The 16629-nt window shown below is 66.2% G+C and carries 16 protein-coding genes; 9 read left to right on the top strand and 7 right to left on the bottom strand.

Translation table 11 applies throughout. The features are described 5' to 3' along the window. Window positions 1–3 precede the first annotated feature (3 nt). The 4 genes from OHS03_RS07285 to fadD11 are packed head-to-tail and all read left to right on the top strand — an operon-like array spanning window position 4 to window position 5076. On the top strand, window positions 4–1461 hold the full coding sequence (locus OHS03_RS07285) for a flavin-containing monooxygenase (RefSeq protein ID WP_328661768.1): 1458 nt from the start codon (window positions 4–6) through the stop codon (window positions 1459–1461). After that, on the top strand, window positions 1461–2333 hold the full coding sequence (locus tag OHS03_RS07280; protein WP_328664119.1) for a short-chain dehydrogenase/reductase: 873 nt from the start codon (window positions 1461–1463) through the stop codon (window positions 2331–2333). The genes OHS03_RS07285 and OHS03_RS07280 overlap by 1 nt, the downstream gene beginning before the upstream one ends. Before the next feature lie 41 nt (window positions 2334–2374). Then, window positions 2375–3280: an alpha/beta hydrolase gene (locus OHS03_RS07275; RefSeq protein WP_328661766.1), complete on the top strand. Its 906-nt coding sequence runs from the start codon at window positions 2375–2377 to the stop codon at window positions 3278–3280. Beyond that, on the top strand, window positions 3277–5076 hold the full coding sequence (fadD11, locus tag OHS03_RS07270) for a fatty acid--CoA ligase FadD11 (RefSeq protein WP_328661764.1): 1800 nt from the start codon (window positions 3277–3279) through the stop codon (window positions 5074–5076). Before OHS03_RS07275 ends, fadD11 begins: the two co-directional genes overlap by 4 nt. A gap of 87 nt (window positions 5077–5163) precedes the next feature. On the opposite strand, the gene OHS03_RS07265 is transcribed toward fadD11, so the two are convergent. Continuing rightward, window positions 5164–5757, bottom strand: coding sequence for a TetR/AcrR family transcriptional regulator (locus tag OHS03_RS07265; RefSeq protein WP_328661762.1), 594 nt, complete (start codon window positions 5755–5757; stop codon window positions 5164–5166). 340 nt (window positions 5758–6097) lie between these two features. Between OHS03_RS07265 and OHS03_RS07260 the strand changes: the two genes are divergently transcribed. Genes OHS03_RS07260 through OHS03_RS07250 form a run of 3 tightly spaced genes read left to right on the top strand, consistent with a single transcriptional unit; the run spans window position 6098 to window position 7501 of the window. Next, complete coding sequence (locus OHS03_RS07260; protein ID WP_328664118.1) at window positions 6098–6658, top strand: hypothetical protein; 561 nt, start codon at window positions 6098–6100, stop codon at window positions 6656–6658. Then, the gene (locus tag OHS03_RS07255) at window positions 6655–7233 is read left to right on the top strand and encodes a cytochrome c oxidase subunit 3 (RefSeq protein WP_328661760.1); all 579 of its coding nucleotides are present in this window, start codon (window positions 6655–6657) and stop codon (window positions 7231–7233) included. The genes OHS03_RS07260 and OHS03_RS07255 overlap by 4 nt, the downstream gene beginning before the upstream one ends. A gap of 10 nt (window positions 7234–7243) precedes the next feature. Next, window positions 7244–7501, top strand: a complete 258-nt coding sequence (locus OHS03_RS07250; RefSeq protein WP_328661757.1) for a cytochrome C oxidase subunit IV family protein — start codon at window positions 7244–7246, stop codon at window positions 7499–7501. Window positions 7502–7550: 49 nt separating this feature from the next. On the opposite strand, the gene OHS03_RS07245 is transcribed toward OHS03_RS07250, so the two are convergent. Beyond that, complete coding sequence (locus tag OHS03_RS07245; protein ID WP_328661755.1) at window positions 7551–8024, bottom strand: MarR family winged helix-turn-helix transcriptional regulator; 474 nt, start codon at window positions 8022–8024, stop codon at window positions 7551–7553. A gap of 125 nt (window positions 8025–8149) precedes the next feature. Here OHS03_RS07245 and OHS03_RS07240 point away from each other — a divergent pair, with 125 nt between their 5' ends. Then, window positions 8150–8986 (top strand): SDR family oxidoreductase, encoded by an 837-nt coding sequence (locus OHS03_RS07240; RefSeq protein WP_328661753.1) that lies wholly within the window; start codon window positions 8150–8152, stop codon window positions 8984–8986. A 66-nt stretch (window positions 8987–9052) separates the two neighbouring features. Here the strand turns inward: OHS03_RS07240 and OHS03_RS07235 are convergent, their stop codons facing one another. Genes OHS03_RS07235 through OHS03_RS07225 form a run of 3 tightly spaced genes read right to left on the bottom strand, consistent with a single transcriptional unit; the run spans window position 9053 to window position 12127 of the window. Continuing rightward, window positions 9053–10651: an MDR family MFS transporter gene (locus OHS03_RS07235; RefSeq protein WP_328661751.1), complete on the bottom strand. Its 1599-nt coding sequence runs from the start codon at window positions 10649–10651 to the stop codon at window positions 9053–9055. Beyond that, window positions 10648–11289, bottom strand: coding sequence for a TetR/AcrR family transcriptional regulator (locus tag OHS03_RS07230; RefSeq protein WP_328661749.1), 642 nt, complete (start codon window positions 11287–11289; stop codon window positions 10648–10650). The genes OHS03_RS07235 and OHS03_RS07230 overlap by 4 nt, the downstream gene beginning before the upstream one ends. Before the next feature lie 46 nt (window positions 11290–11335). After that, entirely contained in the window at window positions 11336–12127 is a 792-nt protein-coding gene (locus OHS03_RS07225) for a helix-turn-helix domain-containing protein (RefSeq protein WP_328661747.1), read from the bottom strand. A gap of 119 nt (window positions 12128–12246) precedes the next feature. Here OHS03_RS07225 and OHS03_RS07220 point away from each other — a divergent pair, with 119 nt between their 5' ends. Then, window positions 12247–12666 carry an SRPBCC family protein gene (locus OHS03_RS07220; RefSeq protein ID WP_328661745.1) on the top strand — a complete coding sequence of 140 codons (420 nt, stop codon included), beginning with the start codon at window positions 12247–12249 and terminating at the stop codon, window positions 12664–12666. Window positions 12667–12678: 12 nt separating this feature from the next. On the opposite strand, the gene OHS03_RS07215 is transcribed toward OHS03_RS07220, so the two are convergent. Next, on the bottom strand, window positions 12679–14049 hold the full coding sequence (locus OHS03_RS07215; protein ID WP_328661743.1) for a hypothetical protein: 1371 nt from the start codon (window positions 14047–14049) through the stop codon (window positions 12679–12681). Between the two features lie 81 nt (window positions 14050–14130). Further along, window positions 14131–16497 (bottom strand): arylsulfatase, encoded by a 2367-nt coding sequence (locus tag OHS03_RS07210; RefSeq protein ID WP_328661740.1) that lies wholly within the window; start codon window positions 16495–16497, stop codon window positions 14131–14133. Window positions 16498–16629 lie beyond the last annotated feature (132 nt).

The following is a 16629-nucleotide window of genomic DNA, read 5'->3' as shown; positions in this document are numbered from 1 at the left end:
CCCATGCCCACAGAACACACGCACATCGTCGTGCTCGGCGCCGGATTCGGCGGAATCGGGCTGACGATCAAACTGCGCGAAGCCGGGTTCGACGACATCGTCGTGCTCGAACGCGCCGATGACCTCGGCGGCACCTGGCAGGCGAACACCTACCCCGGCTGTGCGTGCGATGTCCCCTCCCAGCTCTACAGCTACTCCTTCGCGCCCAACGCGGACTGGTCGCGCACCTACGGCAAGCAGCCCGAGATCCTCGACTACCTGCGCGCGGTCGCCCAGGACAACGACGTGATCCGGCACGTGCGCCTCGGCACCGAACTGCTGGACGCGCGCTGGGACGACGAGCAGTCGCTGTGGCGGATCGAGACCTCGCGTGGCGAGCTCACCGCGGACTACTTCCTCTCCGCGGCGGGCATTTTCGCCGAGGCGAAGTACCCGTCGCTGCCCGGCATCGAGAACTTCGAGGGCACGGCCTTTCACTCCCTGCACTGGGATCACGACCACGATCTGACCGGCAAGCGGGTCGCGGTGATCGGTACCGGCGCCTCCGCGGTCCAGTTCGTGCCGGAGATCCAGCCGAAGGTCGACGCGCTGACGGTGTTCCAGCGATCGGCGCCGTGGATCGTGCCGCGGATGGACCGGGCGACCATCGGGCTCGAACGTCGACTGTTGCGGCAGATCCCGTTGGCGCAGAAGGCCGTTCGCGGTACCTGGTATTCGTTGATCGAGGGATTCGGCCTGGTCGGGTTCGTCGACAACCGGTTCCGTCATCCCTTCGAGCTGCTCGGCCGGATCCAGCTGCGGCGTCAGATCCGCGACCCGGAACTGCGCGCCAAGGTGACGCCGGACTACATGATCGGCTGTAAGCGGGCGATCTTCTCCGACGCCTACCTCCCCGCCCTCGACAAGGACAATGTCGCGGTGGTGACCGACGGCATCGCCGAAGTACGCGCGCATTCCATCCTCACCCGCGCCGGGGACGAGATCCCCGTGGACACCATCATCTACGGCACCGGATTCACCACCACACCCAGTGTTTTCGACCGCATCGTCGGCCACGACGGGCGCTCGATCGCGCAGGTCTTCCAGCAGCGGCCGCAGACCTATCTCGGCGCCGCGGTGGCCGGATTCCCCAATTTCTTCTGCACGCTCGGTCCGTTCGGTGCGGCGGGCAACCAATCGGCGGTCTTCATGATCGAGTCGCAGATCGCCTACATCGTCGACGCGCTGAGCACGCTGCGCGCCCGCGGCGAGACCAGGGTCGAGGTCCGTTCGCAGGTGCAGCGCGATTTCGTGGAGGAGATGGGCAAACGCAGCGCCGACACCGTCTGGCTCACCGGCGGCTGCGAGAGCTACTACACCACCGCCGAAGGCGGCAACGCCGGGCTGTATCCGAACTGGAGTTTCGAATACCGCCGCCGCACCCGTCGATTCGACATCGAGTCCTACGAGGTGTCGGCATGATGCGTCTGCCCGATCTCGCGCCGTCCAGTTGGTTCGCGCCCTCCTATGACGTGGCGGGCAAGGTCGTCCTGATCACCGGCGCCGCTCAGGGCATCGGCCGAGAGCTGGCCGCGATCCTGTCCCGCCGTGATGCGCGGGTCGTCGTGGTCGACATCGATGCGGTCGCGGCCCGCCGGGCTGCCGACGAGTTGGGGCTGGATGCCCACGGTATCGGCGCCGATGTCGCCGACCGAGCACAGATGGCAGCGGCGGTCGACGAGGTGGTGCGGCTGTTCGGCGCGCTCGACGTGGTCGTCGCCAACGCGGGCGTGACTCCCGTGCCCGCCACCGTGCGCACGATGGACCCCGCGGACTTCGACCGGGTGATCGGGATCAATCTCACCGGTGTGTTCAACACCGTGCATCCGGCGCTGGACCACATCGTGTCCGCGCGCGGACACGTCGTGGTGGTGTCCTCGTGCGCGGCCTTCGCGCCGGGGATGGGCGGGTCGCCGTACATGGTGAGCAAGGCCGCGGTCGAGCAGTTGGGACGGGCACTGCGCGTGGAACTCGCCGCGAGCGGGGCCAGTGCGGGTGTGGCCTATTTCGGCATCGTCGACACCGCGATGACCCACGACATGCTCGATTCCGACGATCTGGGCAAAGAGCTCGACGGGATGCTGCCGTGGCCGCTCAATGTGCGGATCACCGCCGAGTACGCGGCCCGCACGATCGCCGACGGCATCGGCCGCAGGGCGCCTCGCACCATCGCGCCCAGCGGGTGGGAGCCCTACGCCCTGCTGCGTGGGGCGATCAATGTCGTCCTCGACCACCGGCTCGCTGCCGACACCACGGTGCACGAGCTGATCCGGGCGATCGAGCGACGCCGATGAGCGCCGAACGCGGGTCGCTGCGGGCTCGCACGCTTCGGCAGATGTCGGCGTTCACTGTGGGCCAGTTGGCCGCGCTCACGCCGGTGAACGCCTACACGCTGCCGCCGTCGCGGCTGCTCATCGAGCAGGCCATGCGGGCGGGCGCGCCGCCGTTGCGCGCGACGATCACCGAGCGCGCGGACACCGACGGGATCCACGGCGAGTGGGTGCGTGGGCCGCGAGCCGACCGCACCGACGCGGTCGTCCTCTACATCCACGGTGGCGGGTTCGTCGCGGGCTCGGCCCTCGGGTATCGCGGCGTCGCGTCCCGATTGTCCACCGCGACAAAGCTTCCGGTGTTCACCCTGGACTACCGGCTCGCCCCCGAGCACCCCTACCCCGCCGCGCCGTCCGATGTCGCCGCGGCGTTCCAGTGGCTGACCCGGCGTTACAGCGCCGACCGGATCGTCGTCGCCGGAGATTCGGCCGGTGGCTTCCTGGCGGCTCACCTGACCGTCGAGAATGCCCGCGCGGGGCGGCCCGAACCGGGTGCGCTGGTGTTGTTCTCCCCGATGACCGACCTGAGTCTGGCCATCGCGGTCGACCACGAGAAGCACGAGCACCGCGACGGTCTGCTGTCCACCCAGATCGCCAGGCAGGCGATCGCCGCCTTCACCGCCGAACCGTTCGAGCTCCAGCCCGTCCACGGAATGCGGTTGCCGCCCACCCTGATCCACGCCAGCGACACCGAGTATTTCGGCGCCGACGCGACCGAACTGGCGCGCCGCTGGCGGGCCACCGGGGCGCACTGCGAGTTGCAGGTGTGGCCGGATCAGATGCATGCCTTCCAGACGCTGCCCGCCGTCGTCCCCGAGTCCAGAACGGCCTATCGCGCGGCGGCGCGTTTCGTCGCCGCCCATCTCGACACCGCCCCCGCGGTCATGACCCAGAAAGTTCCTGCCTCGTGAGCATTTCCCGTTTCGACACCCTGCCCGCAGCGTTCCAGCACACCGCGTCGCGCTATCCCGACGCGGTCGCTCTGCGCACCCCCGGTGACACCGAGACCATCACCTGGGGCGAGTACGCGGCCCGGGTTCGCGCGGTCGCCGCCGGGCTGGCCGGTCTCGGGGTACGCCGCGGCGACACCGTCGCGTTGATGATGAGCAACCGGGTGGAGTTCTATCCCCTGGAGGTCGGCGCACAGCATCTGGGCGCCACCTCGTTCTCGGTGTACAACACCCTCTCCCCCGATCAGCTCGCCTATGTGCTCGGCAATGCCGGAGCGCGCGTGGTGATCTGCGAGCCGCAGTACGCGAAGCTGATCGCCTCCTCCGGTGTCGACCTCGACCACATCGTCTGTGTGGACGAGGCGCCCGAGGGCACCCTGTCGGTGGCCGAACTGCTGGCGGCAGGCCGCGACGATTTCGATTTCGACGCCGCCTGGCGTGCGGTGCGCGGCGACGATGTCGCGACGCTGATCTACACCTCGGGCACCACCGGCGCACCCAAGGGTGTGGAGACCACCCACGCCGCACTGCTGTTCCAGGTGTACGGCATCGCCGAGATCCTCGGCATCGAATTCGGTGACACCATCACCTCGTTCATGCCGACCGCCCACATCGCCGACCGCCTGACCGGGCTCTATGTCCAGGAGGTGCTCGGCACCCAGGTGACCAGCGTCGGCGACCCCAAGCTGATCGCCGCCGCTCTCGCCGACCTGCATCCGACGATCTGGGGCGCGGTGCCGCGCGTGTGGGAAAAGCTCAAGGCCGCCATCGAATTCAAGGTCGCGGCCGAACCCGACGAGACCCGCCGCCAAGCCATGGCCTGGGCGCTGTCGGTCGCCGCGGCCCGCAGCGCCCACCAGTTGGCGGACGAATCGGTGCCCGCCGAGCTCGCCGCCGAATGGGCGCGCGCTGACGAACTGGTGCTGAGCAAGCTGCGCGCCGCCCTCGGTCTTGACCGGGTGCGGTGGGCCATGTCGGGCGCGGCCCCGATCCCACCCCAGACGCTGGCCTTCTTCGCCGGACTCGGCATTCCGATCGCCGAGATCTGGGGCATGTCGGAGCTGTCGTGCATCTGCAGCGTCAGCCATCCCCGCGACGCCAAGCTCGGCGCGGTCGGAAAGCTGTTGCCCGGCATGGAATCACGGCTCTCCGACGACGGTGAACTGCACGTGCGCGGACCGTTGGTGATGAAGGGCTACCGCGGGCTGCCCACGCAGACCGCCGAGGCGATCGACGCCGAGGGCTGGCTGCACACCGGTGACATCGTCAGCATCGATGACGCGGGCTACCTCCGGGTCGTGGACCGGAAGAAAGAGATGATCATCAACGCGGCGGGCAAGAACATGTCGCCCACCAATATCGAGAACGCGATCAAGGCCGCCACCCCACTGATCGGCGCCATGGCCGTCCTCGGCGACGGCAGGTCCTACAACACCGCGTTGATCGTGCTCGACGCCGAATCCGTCGAGCCCTACGCGCGCGAACACGCCCTGCCCGATGCCTCCGCCGCCGCGCTGGCTGTCGACGCCACGGTGCTCGCCGCGATCGAAGCCGGTGTGGCAGCGGGAAACAGCAAGCTCTCGCGCGTCGAGCAGGTCAAGCGCTTCCGCATTCTGCCCACGTTCTGGGAGGCGGGCGGCGACGAGGTCACGCTCACCTTGAAGCTCAAGCGCAAGGTGATCGCCGAGAAGTACTCCGCGCAGATCGACGAGCTCTACGCCGAGCACCCGGCCGCCGACATCGTCAACGTCGGGTAGCCGGGCCACGTCAGCCGAAACGCCAACAGCCCCAGCCGATTCCGGCTGGGGCTGTTGGCTGCGCCGAGCTCGTCGATGCCCGACAGGTCACCCGAGCACAGTGATGAGGCGTCGACCACGTGCGGCCATCGCCTCCGCGGATTCCTCGGGGTGGCGTTGCCACCAGGAAACCATCGCGCCGACCATGCCCATCCAGACCTCGGTCAAGGCGGACAGATCAGCGGGGTCGGTGACGCCGCGGGAGATCGCGACCGCCGCGGATCCCCTGGCAGCCTGCTCAGCGATACGGCGGCGGGCGGCACGGGCGGCGTCGGCAGCCGGACCGTCGGCCGGGTGCGTACGGTCGGTCAGCACATTCCATTCGTACGGGCGCTGGGCGAGCACTCCGAAGATCGCCGCCAGGGTCGCGTCGGCCATAGCCAGCTCGGGCGGTCCGGCGAGCACCGGTTCGATCGCGTCGGCGATGGCGTTGCCGATCCGCGTCACGCACTCCGAGTAGAGGCCGTCCTTCGTGCCGAAGTAGGAATACACCAGCGGTTTCGACACCCCGACGTGTTCGGCGACGACGCCGAGCGAGAGCCCCGCGTATCCGAGATGAGCGATCTGCTCGGCGGCGGCGGCAATGATCTGGTCCTCCCGCTGGGCTCGCGGCATCCCCTTCGTGCCCGCCGTCCGAGGCATGCCGTGGCCTTTCGTCGCGCGAACGGTCAATTTACCAAAACCGCGTATCCGTTCAATTCATCGCACGCCACTCCGACGCCTATTGACGCGCCCACCTGCGCAATCTATATTACCAATTGGTCAATAATTTCTGTTACTACTCGTAACGCCAACTTGGTTCGGCCGAGGAGATGCCATGAACAATCGACTGCTGGAACGTTTCGGCGCGTGGTGCGGTGTGCTCTATCTGGCGGTGTTCGGCACCGGTTGGTTGCTGGTAGCGCGCTTCTTCCCCCCGATCCCGCCCGGCGCCGGGCCGGAGGAGGTCGCCGCTCAGTTCCAGGATCGGCATCTGCCGCTGATGCTGGCCGCCGTGCTCATGATGTGCTCGACGTTCTTCCTGTTCCCGGTATCGGCACTGCTGGTGCTGGTGACCCGAAAGATCGAGCGGCAGACCGGGATGCTGACCCTCATGATGGGGTTCACTCTCGCGACCTATCTGGTCTTCAACTTCTACACCCCGTTCTCGTTCGCGATGGCCGCGTTCCGCTCCGATCGCGACCCCGACCTCGTGCAGTACGCCAGCGACTACGGGTTCCTGCAGTTCATGGGCGGCATTCCGATGTTCGTGCTGGTATGGGTCCTCATCGCCTACGGCGTCCTGGTGATGAGCCCGCGTGAGGATCCGATCGCGCCGCGCTGGTTCGGCTACCTCAACCTGTGGATCGCCGTGCTGTATCTGCCCGAGCTGCTCGTCTTCTTCTTCCACGACGGACCCTTCGCCTGGAACGGCCTGATCGGATTCTGGATTCCCGCGGTGTTGTTCATCGTCTTCTTCGTTGTCTCACCGTTCGTGTTGCTGCCGATCGTCGACAAGCACTTCGCCGTCGAGGAACCCGAACCGGTGGGACACGGCGCATGACGCTCACCGCGACCGAGGCGAAGGCGGCGCGCCATGTCCCCGGCGAACCCGAGCTCTGGCTGTTCGTTCTCGGCGATCTGACGGTGTTCGGCATCTTCTTCGGGGTGTGGGGCTGGAATCACCGGGAGAGCCCCGAGCTGTTCGAGCTGGGCCGATCTCAGATGAATCAGGTTGTCGGGCTGGCGAATACGGTGGCGCTGATCACCAGTTCCGCGGCCGTGGCGATGGGTTTGACGATCGCCCGCGGCGGCGGACTGCGCGCCGCGCGGCGCTGGTATCTCGCCGCGATGGCCTTGGGTGGGATGTTCGTGGCGCTCAAGGCATTCGAATACCACCAGCATCTGCACGCCGGGACAAGCCCGGATCTGCGCGACTTCTACATGTACTACTTCGTCTTCACCGGGATCCACCTGGTACACGTACTGGTCGGCTTGCTCGGACTGACCGTCGCCGTGCGGCGATGCCACCGCGATTCCCGCGCGAACGACATCGCGGTCCTGGAAGGAATCGGCGTCTACTGGCACATGGTCGATGTGCTGTGGATCGTCCTGTTCGCCTTGATCTACCTACTCTAGGGAGCGGTTCGTGTCGAAACAGAACATGATCGTCTGGCTCGCCCTGATCACGTGCACGATCGCCTCCTGGTCCGAGAGCTCGGCGGCGAGCACTTCGAGAATCGTTGCCGCCGTGGTCCTCGTGCTCACAGCAGGCAAAGTCGTCCTGGTGATCGGCTCCTACATGGAGGTCGGCCGGGCTCCGCTGTGGTTGCGACTGGCATGCGGGCTGTGGGCAACGGCTGTCTTCGGCGTCCTCACCTTCGCCTACCTGGTCGGGACCGGATGAGCCGGCACTGATTACGCTTCGCGGCCGACAGCACCAGCCGTCTCAGATGTCAGCGTTGCCGGACGGCGTCGTAGGCCAGCGACAGCGCATCGCCGGAATTCAGCGCCAGCAACGCTCGGTGCAGGTTGGTGCGCTCATCGGGATCGAGGCCGTCGAGCAGGTCGTTGTTCAGTGTGCCGACCAGCTCGTCGGCCTGCTCGACCGCGCGCATCCCCTTCTCGGTGATCTCGATGAGAAACCGTCGGCGGTCGCGGTGATCGCGAATCCTGGCGGCGAGCCCGGCTGCCTCCAGATGGTCGATCGCGGCGACCATCGTGGTCGAGTCGATGCGCAAGCGCGTGCCCAGCTCGAGCTGAGAGCTGGCCTTGTCGCCGGCCAGCACCTTCAAGATCATGAAGTGCCGCGTCCGCAGCCCCAGCGTGGCGAGCCGATCCTCACTGACTCGGAACATCACCTGTCCGAGCTTGATCAGCAGGCAGGTGGTGTGGTCGGCGACCATCTCCGGGATCAACGGTTCGGTCACTGGCGGAAACCTCGATTTCTGGACTGGACAGCAGACCGATAGTAGTCGGGACGGACCCCTGCATCGGCCACCACGGCCGATAATCGCGAGAAGTAATAGTTCGTACTACTGATAGTCTGCCTCGCATGGAGTCAGAATTCATCCAGAAGATCGACCTGACCGACAAGGTCGTCGTCGTCGCGGGCGGGACCAGCGGCATCAATCTCGGTGTGGCCGAGGACTTCGCGCGAGCGGGCGCTCGGGTCGCGGTGCTCAGTCGCTCCGCGGACAAGGTCGACGCGGCCGTCGAACGGCTGCGCGCGCTCGGCGCCGAGGCGATCGGCGGGAGCGCCGATGTCCGCGATTACAGCGCGACCGAGGCGGTCCTGGAATCGGTGCATCAGCAGTTCGGCGACTTCGACGTGATGATCTCCGGTGCGGCAGGCAACTTCCCCGCCGCCGCCCTCGGCATGTCCGCCAACGGGTTCAAGTCGGTGGTCGACATCGATCTGCTCGGCACGTTCAACGTCCTGCGCGCGAGCTACCCATTCCTGCGCAAGCCGGGCGCCTCGGTCATCAACATCTCGGCACCGCAGTCGGAGTTGCCGACGATCACCCAGGCGCACGTATGTGCCGCCAAGGCAGGCGTCGACATGCTCACCAAGGTCCTGGCGCTGGAATGGGGTCCGCAGGGAGTCCGCGTCAACGGCGTGATCCCCGGCCCGATCGATGGAACCGAGGGTATGGCCCGCCTGGCGCCGACTGAGCAGGATCGGGCCCTGGTCACCGACAGCGTCCCGCTGCGCCGCTACGGCACCCCCCGCGACGTCGCCAACGTCTGCCGATTCCTCGCCTCCCCGCTCGCCGACTTCATCTCCGGCGTCGTGCTGCCCGCCGACGGCGGCTGGGTGCTCGGTGGCGCCTCGCAAGCGATGGGCGTCATCGGGCAGCCCCTGCTCGACGCCGCACATCAGAATTCCTGATCACCGACCTCACCCACGAAAAGCGCCCGTCACACCAGGTGGTGTGACGGGCGCTTTTCGGCGTGCTCAGCCCTCCTTGACCAGTTCCGGTTCCGGTTCCGGCTCTTCCATGACGGCTTCACCGCGCGCGACCATGCCCGCCTCGTCGGACAGCGTCAGGTGCGGGATGAACAATGCGAGTCCGAAGGCGAGCACCGCGCCGGGGATCAGGTACCAGAATCCGGGGACCAGCGCGTCGACGTAGGCGCCGACGATCGCGTCGTGCAGCTTGTCCGGCAGGTTCTTGACCACCGAGGGGATCAGCGCGCTCGGGTCGATTTTCGCCGCCATCGCCTCCTGCCAGTTCGCCTGGAACGCGCCGGTGAGATTCTCGGTCAGCCTGCTGGTGAAGATGGAGCCGAAGATCGCGATGCCCAGTGCGCCACCCATCTCGCGGAAGTAGTTGTTCGCGCTGGTCGCCGTGCCGATCTGGTCGGGAGCCACCGCGTTCTGCACCACGAGCACGATGATCTGCATGATCAGGCCGAGGCCCGCGCCCATGACGAACAGCATGGCCGAGACCAGCCACATCGAGGTGTTGGCGTCCAGACGCGTCAGCCACAGCATGTCGATCGCGATGAGCGCGGCGCCGATCGGCGGATACACCCGGTAGCGACCGGTTTTGGTGATCGCGTTCATCGAGGTGATCAGCGTGAGCATCATGCCGATCATCATCGGGATCAGCAGCAGGCCCGACACCGAGGCGGACGTACCGCTGGCCATCTGCAGGTAGGTCGGGATGAAGCCGATCGCCGCGAACATCACCAGGCCGACGAGGAAACCGATCAGTGAGGTCAGCACGAAGGTCCGATTGCGGAACAGCCACAGCGGCAGCATCGGCTCCGCGGCGCGCGACTCGACGAACACGAAGGCTCCGACCACCACGACGAAGGCGGCGAGCATCGACACCATCACCGTCGAGCCCCAGTCGTACTGCTTGCCGCCCCAGTCGGTGATCAGGATCAGCAAGGTGGTCGCGCTCGACATGAGCACGATGCCGAGGTAGTCGGGCCGGGACTTGGGGCGATGGCTGGGGATGTTCAGGTAGCGGAAGGCGATGAAGAGCGCGGCCAGGCCGATCGGCACATTGATCCAGAAGCACCACCGCCAGTCGAGGTGGTCGGCGAACAGACCGCCCAGCAGCGGTCCGGCGACCGAGGTGATACCGAAAACCGCGCCCATCGGAGCCATGTACTTGCCGCGATCCTTGGCGGGCACCACATCGGCGATGATGGCCTGCGCCAGGATCATCAGACCACCGCCGCCGACGCCCTGCAGGCCGCGGAAGGCGATGAATTCCCAGAACCCGGTCGACGCGGCGGCGCCGATGGAGGCGGCGGTGAACACGGCGATCGCGAACAAGAACAGCCAGCGCCTGCCGAACATGTCGCCGAGTTTTCCGTAGATCGGCATCACGATGGTGGTGGCGAGCAGATACGAGGTGGCGGTCCAGGCCATGTGGGAGACCCCACCGAGTTCGCCGACGATCGTCGGCATCGCGGTGCCGACGATCATCTGATCGAGGCTGGCCAGGAACATGCCCGCGATCAGAGCGGAGAAGATCAGCCAGATCCGCTTCTGCGTCAGGACGATCGGGGTGGGCGGCGAGTCGGCCGTCGTGGTCATCGGAGCGTCTCCCTTGTGCTGTCGTCCGGCCGATCGAACAGCCGGGCGGCCATGGCGCAGTGCTCGTGCAGCGCTGCGGCCAGCGACCCGTTCGGGTCCGCGGCCAGCGACATCGCCGCCCGCGTGGTGATGGTGGTCATGATTCCCGCAGTGAGCGAGGCGAATTCGGGAGCGACGTCGGCCCCGAGCCTGGCCGCGAGGAGTTCGGCCGTGGCGGCCTCCATCCGAGCGCCGGAGGCGATGAACGCCGCGAGCACCCTCGGCTCGGCCATCACCAGCTTGGTGATCAGCGAGATACCCTCGCGCACTTCGTTTTCCGGCTGAAAGCCCGCAGCGTGCAGCCAGGTGAGGTCTTCGATGAGCACACCGGTCGGACCGCCTGCGACGAATTGCTGCCTGGCTTCGGGCGTGCCGATCTCCTCGATCGGGCCGACCACCGCGTCGAGTTTGGTGTCGTAGTAGTTGAAGAAGGTGCGCGAGGAGACACCCACCGATTTGGCGATGTCGTCGATGTTCGTCGCATCCAGCCCGTGCTCGACCGCCAACCGCCGTGCCGCCAGGCATAGATCGAGCAGAGTCCGTTGCTTCTTCTGTTCGCGCAGCCCGATCGAGGCCTGTTTGGCCGACTCCTGAGTCACGTCAATAAATTAGCACAAACTGCAATATTTCAGAAACTGCAAATCATTACCCGTCGAGCCCGGCCGCTCGCCGAGTCAGTAGTCGGCGCAGCGCGACCGGGGTGTGGCCGAGGTGCTCGCGGACGGTTCGAGTCAGGTGGGGTTGGTCCGCGAAACCGAGGTCGGCGGCGAGATCGGCAAGGCCGGTGTCGCCGTGGGTGAGCCGATCGAGTGCCTGGCCGACGCGTACCCGGTTGCGATAGTGGGTCAGTGAGACACCCATGCGGTGGGAGAACACCCTGCTCAGCCGGTACGGCGAGACCATCAGCAGTTCGGCCAGCGACCGCAACCCAGCGGCTTCGGGTGCACCGGCGAGGATCGCGTGGCGCGCGGCGGCGACCATCGCCTGGTCGGCAGGACGGGGACGCGGGGCCGACCGGCCGGTGGCGACAGCGACGAGCCGGAGCAGCTCCTCGGTCAGCGCGTAATCGATATCGCCGAGGGTGGCGGCACCGAGCAACCGGTGATGGGCCAGCTCGACGCGCGCGTCGATGTACACCGCTCGCGCGGCCGTCGGTCCCTCCCAGAACTCGGGCGCGATACTCACCGAGGTGCAGACGTCCCCACCCGCCGGATGGGCGAACCGTTCTTCCTCCCCGGGTGCGCCCAGGTAGCCGAAAGTCGGATCCAGGTCTGCCTCGACGCCGTCGGCTCGACGCCGGAATCTACCGCGCCGCACGAGAACGAGGCGGTGCTCCCCGCAAGCCTCCGGCGCCGACCATCGGGTGTGGTCGGCGTGGCAGGTCACCGTGGTCACGGTGAAATCCGGCCGGGCGGCAAGGGGTACGGCGCACAGCATGGGCTGACCGTACGCCGAAGCTACGACACATCGACCCCGCAAAGATCTTCAAGACCGGGGACCGGTCGGGACTGAAAGCTGAGTGGGCACGAACCCCGCGGCCTGACCAGGAGGACACCATGGCATCTGTTCACAAAGAGTTTCTCGTCGACGCCGCACCGGACGCGGTCTGGGATGTACTGCGCGACTTCGGCGCTGTCCATCAACGACTCGCTCCCGGCTTCGTCACCGATACCCGGCTCGACGCCGACACCCGCACGGTCACCTTCGCCGACGGCACCGTCGTCGCCGAACGGCTCGTCGACCTCGATCCGGTGAGCAGGCGTGTCGCCTACACCGTGGTCGGCGGGAGTCTGCACCCCTCGCATCACCATGCTTGGATGCAGGCCGTACCGGAGGCCGACGGCAGGACGCGGTTCATCTGGCACACCGATGTTCTTCCCGAAGCGCTCGCCGCACCGATCGCCGAATCCGTCGAGCACGGAGCCACGGTGATCCGTTCGGCATTGGAGGCGGGGGCGATGAAGCCGATCTCGTGACGTCGGTGGTGCTCACTCGTTGCGGGTGAGCACCGCCGCCGCATCCGGTGTGTCGTGTTCCACCAGCGCCGGTCGAGCGATCAACTCCACCACCACCAGGGCCGCTACCGCGACGAGCACGGTCACCACCACGACCACGCCCGACGGGTACGGCCAGAACACCAGGGTCGCCACCGCGATCACGATGATGACCACCCGCAGCGGAACCCTGAACCGCGCGACCGCGGACTCGAACGGATACGGTGCCCGACCGTTCTTCGGTACACGCAGCGCGTCGAGCGCCTTCACACCCGCGCCACGGACCGCGACCGCCGATCCCGACGATCCGGTGAGATAGCCGACGACAGCGACCACCACCGCCAGCACGAAAACCGCCCGCAACATAGTTCGCAGCGGGACCAGCATCGTGTCGATCAATACCGCGGCACTCTGCTGGGACAGGACCTCCGCCGGGATGGCCCCCATATACAGCGACCGGCCGAGCGCGATCGCCACGGCCAGCAGCGCCATCGCCACCGCGATACTGACTCCCACCAGCGAAATGGCCCGTCGGCGTGCGCCTTTCGGTGACACCCACACCGCAGCCGCGGCAACCAACAGCACCAACCAGGGCAGTACCGAGGAGGCCTTGTCCAACGCTGAGGTCGCCCGCTGTGCCGTGGCGAGTTCGGACGATTCGAACAGCACGAACGACTTGTCGATCGTGGGGATCTCGTTCGCGAACGCGAATCCCCGATCGATCAACGCGGCGCGGACCCGGTCGATGATCGGGGCCAGCGAGATGCTGACCACGCCCTTGTCACTGATCTCGACACCAGGTCGGGTATGCCCGGTCAACACCGCGACCAGCCGCTCGTGCGCCCGCCGGTTGGCCTCGATCCACAGGGCTTCGAATCGGTCCGAGGCCACGAACGATTCCACCGTCCGGTGCACCAACGTCTCGGCCTGATCGGCGATCACCGGCGCCAGCCCGACCACGGCGGGCGGCACCCGAGGAGCCTCTTCGGCGATCGACCGCAGTGCGTCGGCGGTGACGGCCTCGACGTCGAGGCGGGTCACGATCTCCTTGGTGATCCGATCGGTGAGTTCGCCCTGCAGCACCGGATTCGATCCCAGCGACGCCATCTTCTGGACATAGCGGTCGGAATCGAGGACCTCGTTGTGGGTGTAGCGGGCCAGGACCGCGAAAAAAGACAGGACGACGACCAGCACCAGCAGTATCGCCGCACCCGTCCACCGCAACTTCCGATGGCCGGACGCTTGTGTGCGGCCCGCGGTCGAGGTTTCGTTGCCGAGTAGCTCCGCGCGTTCCCGCCGCAGACGCTCGAGTTCCTCGCGCTCGGAAGCGTTCAGAGGTTCATCAGCTCCGGATGAGGCATTCACGATGCTCCTTCGATGTGGCGTCCCGTCCACGGACGAATCCCCACTGTGCGAAAGGTGAGAGCGAAAGGTGAGATCAGTGGACTACTGCCGCGAAATCGCGACCCGGGAGATATCAGCGGGATCGATGAGGTGGGAATGGTCGTCGTCGCCGACGTCGATCTGGACGACATCGATTCGGCCGGTGAACTTGCTGGCACCGGCATAGGCGGCACTGACGGGCATCCCGTAGTCCTCGCCTATATCGGTGGTCTCGTCCGCGGAGAAAATCATAGGCTGAGTCTGCTCGATTCGGCCGTTTCCGACCGGAACGCCGTCATGGAACAAAGTCAGATCACCACCTTTCGCCAGCCCACCTCCGTCGTAGGCGAACTCGGCGCGAACTTGATGGACCCCGGAGGTGACGGGTTCGGTTGCGACAGTGGTGAACTCGGCCATGCCGAGTAGGTTGTAGACGAACGCCGCATGTCCGTCTGTGAAATACAGCGCCCAACCACCGAATCGGCCACCTTGGGCGATGATCACACCGCTGGTGACACCCTCTCGGGGTATTTCGATCGAAGCGGTGACGCTGAAGGACCTGTTCTTGATATTGATGACGCTGTGCTCGCTGAGTCGCTTCATCCCAGGGAACAGCACTTGCGTGGTGCCTTTGATCAGCTCCGGGCGTCCGGCGATGGTCGGATTCAGCCGTTCGAACCGACGGTCGTCGATGGGCAGGACGTTGTATTTGACGGCCTCGATCAACCACAATCGCTGGAGGTAGGCGAGCTTCTCCGGGTCTTGTTCAGCGAGGTCCCTGGCCTGAGTCCAGTCGACGTTCCCGTCGTAGAGTTCCCAGACGTCGTCGTCGAGGGCCGGGAGTTCTTCGTCGGGGAGCCACGGTGTGCTGTGTCGAGTGACCGCGCTCCAACCCTGGAAGTAGATGCCCCGGTTACCGGCCATTTCGAAATACTGCAGGTCGTGCCGTTCCGGGGCATCGGGGTCATCGAAGCTGTAGTTCATGCTGACGCCCTCGATCGGCGATTGCTGAACGCCCATGACGAACATCGGCTCAGGAATCCGCGCCGCTTCGAGAATCGTGGGCGCCACGTCGATGACATGGGTGAACTGAGAGCGGATCTCACCTTTGCCGGTGATCCCGTCGGGCCAGTGCACGATGGTGCCGTTACGGGTGCCGCCCCAGTGTGAGGCGACTTGTTTGGTCCATTGGAAGGGCGTGCACATCGCCCACGCCCACCCCACTGAATAGTGGTTGTAGGCATCGGCCCCGCCGAGTTTGTCCTTGACCTCGGCCATGAACTCCGGAGTTTCGATAGCGGCCAGCCCGTTGAAGTTGGCCATTTCGTTGAAGGCACCGTTGACAGTGCCTTCTGCCGAAGCACCGTTGTCGCCGATGATGTAGTAGATCAGCGTGTTGTCGAGAGCACCGACGGATTCCACCGCATCGATGACACGGCCGATGTGAAAGTCGGTGTGCTCGAGGAATCCGGCGTAGACCTCCATCTGCCGTTCCAGGACGGGCTTGAGCTCGTCGCTCATCTCCGCCCACGACGGGATCACGTCTGGTCGGGGCGTCAACTCGGCATCAGTCGGTACCACCCCGAGTTCCTTCTGCCGGGCAATGATCGCTTCGCGCTGGGCATCCCAGCCGTCGGCGAATTTGCCGACGTATTTGTCGGCCCATTCGGCAGGGACATGGTGGGGCGCATGCGTGGCGCCCGGTGCGAAGTACACGAAGAACGGCTTCTCCGGTGCCAGCGCTTTCTGGGTTCGTATCCAGTCGACGGTGCGATCGGCGAGGTCTTCGGTGAGGTGGTAGCCCTCTTCTGGCGTCTTGGCCGCTTCAACCGGGGTGACTCCCTCATAGAGGGCTGGGTAGTACTGGTTGTTCTCACCGCCGATGAATCCGTAGAAGTGCTCGAAGCCTCCACCGCCGGTCGGCCACGAGTCGAAGGGGCCGACCGGTGAGGTCTGCCATGGCGGCACCTCGTGACACTTGCCGAACTGCGCAGTCGAGTAACCGTTGAGTTTCAACGTCATCGGCAGCGCGGCCTTGGTGTTCGGTCGCAGGCCGGAGGACCCGGGTGCCGCGGTCGCGGTCTCGGTGATCATCCCCATGCCGACCGAATGATGGTTGCGGCCACTGAGCAGCGCCGCGCGGGTCGGGGCACACAGCGCTGTCGTGTGGAAGCGGTTGTAGGTCAAGCCACCGCGCTGCAGGCGTTCGGCTGTCGGTGTCGCCGCGGGCCCGCCGAAGGCGCTGCTGGCACCGTACCCGACATCGTCGAGCAGGATCACCAGCACATTCGGTGCACCTTCTGGCGGCAGCAACGTCTCGATCGGCGGAAAGGACGTCTGGGGATCTTTGGCGTCATAGGTCACCAAACCCAGGTGTTGGCGATCGGGTATCGGTAAGTTCGTCCGACCTGCCTTCGGTTCTTCCGCCATGGTCGGCTCCTGGTTCTGCTCGGTAGATTTCGGGGGTACTCCGCTTCAGACCGCGATGCCGAGGACCTTCGGTGAGCGCTGAACCGTCGTGCCGACGAACCCCGTCAGGTGCAGCCCGTCCTTGACCCCAGC

This window comes from Nocardia salmonicida (assembly GCF_036142455.1).
Taxonomy (GTDB): domain Bacteria; phylum Actinomycetota; class Actinomycetes; order Mycobacteriales; family Mycobacteriaceae; genus Nocardia; species Nocardia salmonicida.
Note: the sequence above shows the minus strand (reverse complement) of the source record. Positions and strands in the feature narration are given on the sequence as shown.

Excerpts from the sequence above, each read along its gene's own strand:
- OHS03_RS07260 (WP_328664118.1), top strand. The coding sequence starts at position 6,098 with ATGCTGGCCGCCGTGCTCATGATGTGCTCGACGTTCTTCCTGTTCCCG.
- OHS03_RS07255 (WP_328661760.1), top strand. The coding sequence starts at position 6,655 with ATGACGCTCACCGCGACCGAGGCGAAGGCGGCGCGCCATGTCCCCGGC.
- OHS03_RS07225 (WP_328661747.1), bottom strand. The coding sequence starts at position 12,127 with ATGCTGTGCGCCGTACCCCTTGCCGCCCGGCCGGATTTCACCGTGACC.
- OHS03_RS07210 (WP_328661740.1), bottom strand. The coding sequence starts at position 16,497 with ATGGCGGAAGAACCGAAGGCAGGTCGGACGAACTTACCGATACCCGAT.
- OHS03_RS07235 (WP_328661751.1), bottom strand. The coding sequence starts at position 10,651 with ATGACCACGACGGCCGACTCGCCGCCCACCCCGATCGTCCTGACGCAG.
- OHS03_RS07275 (WP_328661766.1), top strand. The coding sequence starts at position 2,375 with ATGTCGGCGTTCACTGTGGGCCAGTTGGCCGCGCTCACGCCGGTGAAC.
- OHS03_RS07240 (WP_328661753.1), top strand. The coding sequence starts at position 8,150 with ATGGAGTCAGAATTCATCCAGAAGATCGACCTGACCGACAAGGTCGTC.
- OHS03_RS07280 (WP_328664119.1), top strand. The coding sequence starts at position 1,461 with ATGCGTCTGCCCGATCTCGCGCCGTCCAGTTGGTTCGCGCCCTCCTAT.
- OHS03_RS07220 (WP_328661745.1), top strand. The coding sequence starts at position 12,247 with ATGGCATCTGTTCACAAAGAGTTTCTCGTCGACGCCGCACCGGACGCG.
- OHS03_RS07285 (WP_328661768.1), top strand. The coding sequence starts at position 4 with ATGCCCACAGAACACACGCACATCGTCGTGCTCGGCGCCGGATTCGGC.
- OHS03_RS07265 (WP_328661762.1), bottom strand. The coding sequence starts at position 5,757 with ATGCCTCGGACGGCGGGCACGAAGGGGATGCCGCGAGCCCAGCGGGAG.